Source organism: Microcoleus sp. Pol12B4, assembly GCF_036701385.1.
GTDB lineage: Bacteria > Cyanobacteriota > Cyanobacteriia > Cyanobacteriales > Microcoleaceae > Microcoleus.
The window spans coordinates 1-3992 of record NZ_JAUBQR010000352.1 but is presented as its reverse complement, the minus strand read 5'-3'; the positions used below and the strand labels follow the sequence as shown (position 1 = coordinate 3992).

Annotated in this window: 4 protein-coding genes; 2 read left to right on the top strand and 2 right to left on the bottom strand. The window is 41.8% G+C overall.

Translation table 11 applies throughout. The annotated features are described in order from the left end of the window. Window positions 1-247 precede the first annotated feature (247 nt). Both QUA38_RS27880 and QUA38_RS27875 read right to left on the bottom strand, forming a co-directional pair. Window positions 248-1420: a TRC40/GET3/ArsA family transport-energizing ATPase gene (locus QUA38_RS27880; protein ID WP_333167611.1), complete on the bottom strand. Its 1173-nt coding sequence runs from the start codon at window positions 1418-1420 to the stop codon at window positions 248-250. 346 nt (window positions 1421-1766) lie between these two features. Then, entirely contained in the window at window positions 1767-2162 is a 396-nt protein-coding gene (locus tag QUA38_RS27875) for a hypothetical protein (RefSeq protein ID WP_333167609.1), read from the bottom strand. 745 nt (window positions 2163-2907) lie between these two features. Here QUA38_RS27875 and QUA38_RS27870 point away from each other — a divergent pair. Beyond that, window positions 2908-3507, top strand: coding sequence for an aldo/keto reductase (locus tag QUA38_RS27870; protein WP_333167607.1), 600 nt, complete (start codon window positions 2908-2910; stop codon window positions 3505-3507). Between the two features lie 16 nt (window positions 3508-3523). Further along, complete coding sequence (locus QUA38_RS29545; protein ID WP_445305123.1) at window positions 3524-3883, top strand: IS1 family transposase; 360 nt, start codon at window positions 3524-3526, stop codon at window positions 3881-3883. The last annotated feature ends 109 nt before the right edge of the window (window positions 3884-3992 follow it).

The window sequence follows — 3992 nt, the reverse complement described above, 5'->3', positions numbered from 1 at the left end:
TTGAGTTACCTCAGTAGACGTATTCTCTATGTTTACTTATTTTAACATAGTTTTGTTTTTTCTCACCGACTTACTTATCATGATCTTACCTCTGTCTCACATTTATTTGAAATGACTATAACAAACCGCATTGCACCATTTTCAAGAACAGGCTTTCCGGCTTGTTCCACAAAGAGTATATTTCTCGTGGGGTCGGCAGAAGAGCGCGCCCATAAAAAGCTGATTGAGAATGGTGCAATATTTCAGGTTAAGCAAACTTAATTTTCAAATAATCATCCTCCATCTTCGCCCCCGAAGGTTGCAGCGCCGCTAAAGCTTGTGGCAACACCAAATTACGGCGGTGATTCCCAATCCGAACATTCAACTCATCTCCCGTTTTGCTCAACTGGATCTGATCCTTAGCAATTCCGGGCAAATACAGCTCAAGACTATATTGATTGTTTTCCTGCACGATCTTAATCGTATTTTCTTTGTAATAAACTTGACTTGGGTCTTCGTCTTTGTAAAGCGTTTCTTTCAACCGTTCTAAAGCTGCCAAACCGCACATTTCTTCAGAATAAAGTGGCACTTCCTTAACTGGTAGCGGCATGAAATCTAAGTGAATTTGCTGACGGTACTCTTCCTGGCTTTCTTTCCACCGTTTAAAAAAGGGATCAGTTACTTCTGCTGGAATAATCCGGTTAGCTACTACTAAATCGGTAGCTACATTGTACAAACTCAAATAGGCATGAGCGCGCAGAGACTCTTTAATTACCATTTTTTCGGGATTGGTAACTAACCTTACTGAAGTGACTATATTGTCAGTTAGAACCTTTTCTAAAGCTTCGATTTGTTCGTAAAATTCGTAAGGTGCATCCATCACCTCTTTGTCTGGTAAAGAAAAACCCGCAATTGGTCTAAAAATAGGTTCAACTAAAGGCCGAAGGGCAGCTGAGATACCTTGCAGCGGCTTGTAAAATTTTCTCATGTACCAGCCGCCAACTTCCGGCAAACTTAGCAGTCTCAATGCTGTGCCAGTCGGAGCAGAATCGATAATTAAAACATCAAATTCGCCTTCGTCGTAATGCCGCTTCATTCGCACTAAACCGAAGATTTCATCCATTCCTGGCAAGATGGCTAATTCTTCAGCTTGCACTCCTTCGAGTCCCTGGGCACGCAAAAATTGAGTAATGTAGCGCTTAACGGCTCCCCAATTTCCTTCTAATTCCCTGAGAGCGTCTAATTCTGCTCCCCACAAATTCGGTTCCACCAGCCGCGAATCGTGTCCGAGTTCCATGTCGAAGCTGTCGGCTAAGGAGTGAGCGGGATCTGTACTCAGCACTAGGGTTTTGTATCCCAATTCGGCACATCGCAGTCCAGTCGCAGCGGCTACGGATGTTTTGCCGACGCCGCCTTTTCCAGTCATTAATATTAAGCGCATTGATTGTTTAGCTCGCCTGAAAGTAGTTTTCCCTTATATTGTAACGTTATGTAACAAAAGTTTATTTGCTGGGGGGATGAATTGGGACGACAAGCAGCCACCTGACAATTCACACTTCCGGTGGTACACAAAATTGCTGCTATGTCAAGATAAGTTAAAATTATTTATCTCAGATATCAATTGCAACGGATAAAAATCCATCAGCGTTCCTGGGGGGGGTGACAAAGAGGTCTAGGAGATAGACCGAATCAGGGTTGCAGCCCGCATACCTTGTTGATAAAAGCGGCGTTTATTTCGAGTTAACTTCATTAACTGTTCCACCTCCAAAGAATATTGTTCGAGATAATTAACCCACTTCTTTCCATCTTGCGCCTACACCAAATGTACTCCGTCTTCGATATCTTTTTTTAGGTTCTCGACGCCGACATACATATTTTTCTACCTGCTTTTTCCGAATATCAGTGCCTTTAAATATTGCCGAACTGTAGGCGAGTGTTACGAGGAGAATTATGTTAATCAGTCGGTTTCCTTTTAAGCTAGTTCCTTCCAGATCGTAGCCTCCTGTTTTACAATCTCGAAACATTTCTTCAATGCCCATCCGTTGCTTGTAAGCATCGATAGCTGCCGGCAATGACCCTAAATCTGTGAGTATAAACCACGCTTCATCAACCTTCCATGTCCCGTAGTTTCTTTTCCACTTACAAGCAACATCAAATCCCGTGGCAGGCTGAGTTTTTCTCACTCTTTTACCTTGAAAATATCAAGAGGCTCCTGGTACTATTCCTAATTTATCTAACCGTTGCCAAACTAAATGTTCTATTTCGATACAATGATTCCTCTTCAGTCTTAAGCAAAAAGACACACCCTTTGACTTCAGCCAGTTTCCTAAGTCGATAGAACAAAATTCACGGTCGCCTAAAACGATGACTTTATATTCTGAGAACAATGGTAAAACAGGCTGTAAATTTGTAGTTTGTGACTCGAAGTTGCTGCTGCCCAGTTTGGGCAACAATGACCAGTATAATGGAATTGCTATTCGCTCCCAGGTTAAGCTAACCATAAACAGATTAATACACCCCCATTGACTGCGATCAATGGCGATTGATAAGCGAGTACCAACAGGGCAATAAGTAGTCAACCAATAAGTAATTAATGGGAACCAAATTAACTCGATCGTTAAGTGAGGTAAATCTAAAAATCTTTGTAATTTACGTCGTTTACTTTCGGCTGTAATTAGACAGGGAAATAAGGAGGGAGAGCCGTTCTAATCTCACTTGTTTTTCTGATTGCATCAAGGATAGCAAGGTTTTCATCACCAAAAACTGAGATGGCGTCAGGTATTTTTGTCCTTGAGTCTGGTAGAATTTTAGTATCATTATTTTTTTGGATAGGCAAGCGTGTAACAATTCTGCTGCCTATCTTTTTTTACCACAAGTTGGCTCAATCCCTACTAACTATGGGTTTGGGGCGGGTTGTCACCCCCCCAGGTGTCAAGGGAAGAGATCTTTGTTACTACCAAGCTTTGGATTCAGGATGCTGGCTACGAAAGCACAAAGAAGGCGTTTGAAAGATCGCTCAAAAGATTGCAATTGGATTCTCTGGAGCTCTATCTGATACATCAGCCCTATGGCGATGTCTATGGCTCTTGGCGAGCGATGGAAGAACTATATCGAGAAGGCAAGATTAGAGCGATCGGTGTTAGCAACTTCCAACCAGATCGCTTAATGGATCTAATGGTTCATAACGAAGTAGTTCCTGCGGTCAATCAAATTGAGACTCATCCCTTCAATCAGCAAATTGAAACCCAGAAATTCTTACAGGAAAACAAGGTTCAGATTGAATCCTGGGGACCCTTTGCTGAAGGCAAGAATAACATTTTCAAAAATGAACTGCTGCTTGCGCTCTCTGGGAAATACCAGAAAACCGTTGCTCAGGTAATTCTGCGCTGGCTAACGCAAAGAGGAGTCGTGGTGATTCCAAAATCGGTTCGCAAAGAAAGAATTGTCGAAAACTTCGACATTTTCGATTTTGAATTAAGCAACGAAGATATGGGCGTTGCACATTTATGGTATGATCGACAAATATAGTTAACTAACTAAACCTATGATTTGTCCCTACTGTCAGTCCATCAATATCAAGAAAAATGGCTTCAAAAGAGGTAAACAAAACCATATTTGTTCAGATTGCACTCGGCAGTTTATAGATGTTTATTCTGAGCGAGGTTATCCCCAAAAGGTCAAAAAGCGGTGTCTCCATCTCTACCTAGAAGGAAATGGTTTTCGGCGGATAGAACGTCTGACGGGGGTTTCTCATAATACAGTTATTAATTGGGTTAAACAGGCGGGAAACAGCCTATCAACCGAACCCGATTATTATGAAATTCCCGAAATAGCCCAGATAGATGAATTACAGACTTACGTTGCTAAAAAAAAACAAAATATGGCTGTGGACAGTTGTAAATAAAGCAATAGCAGGGATTATCGCTTGGGTAATTGCTTAGCGGGTGACAAGGCACCTCTAGTCTAAACAGGACAAAGGTTTGAGAGAATGGTAAGGTAAAAAAATAAGGAGC

Bases quoted from the DNA above. Each gene is read 5' to 3' on its own strand.
- QUA38_RS27880 (WP_333167611.1), bottom strand. From the start codon at position 1,420: ATGCGCTTAATATTAATGACTGGAAAAGGCGGCGTCGGCAAAACATCC.
- QUA38_RS29545 (WP_445305123.1), top strand. From the start codon at position 3,524: ATGATTTGTCCCTACTGTCAGTCCATCAATATCAAGAAAAATGGCTTC.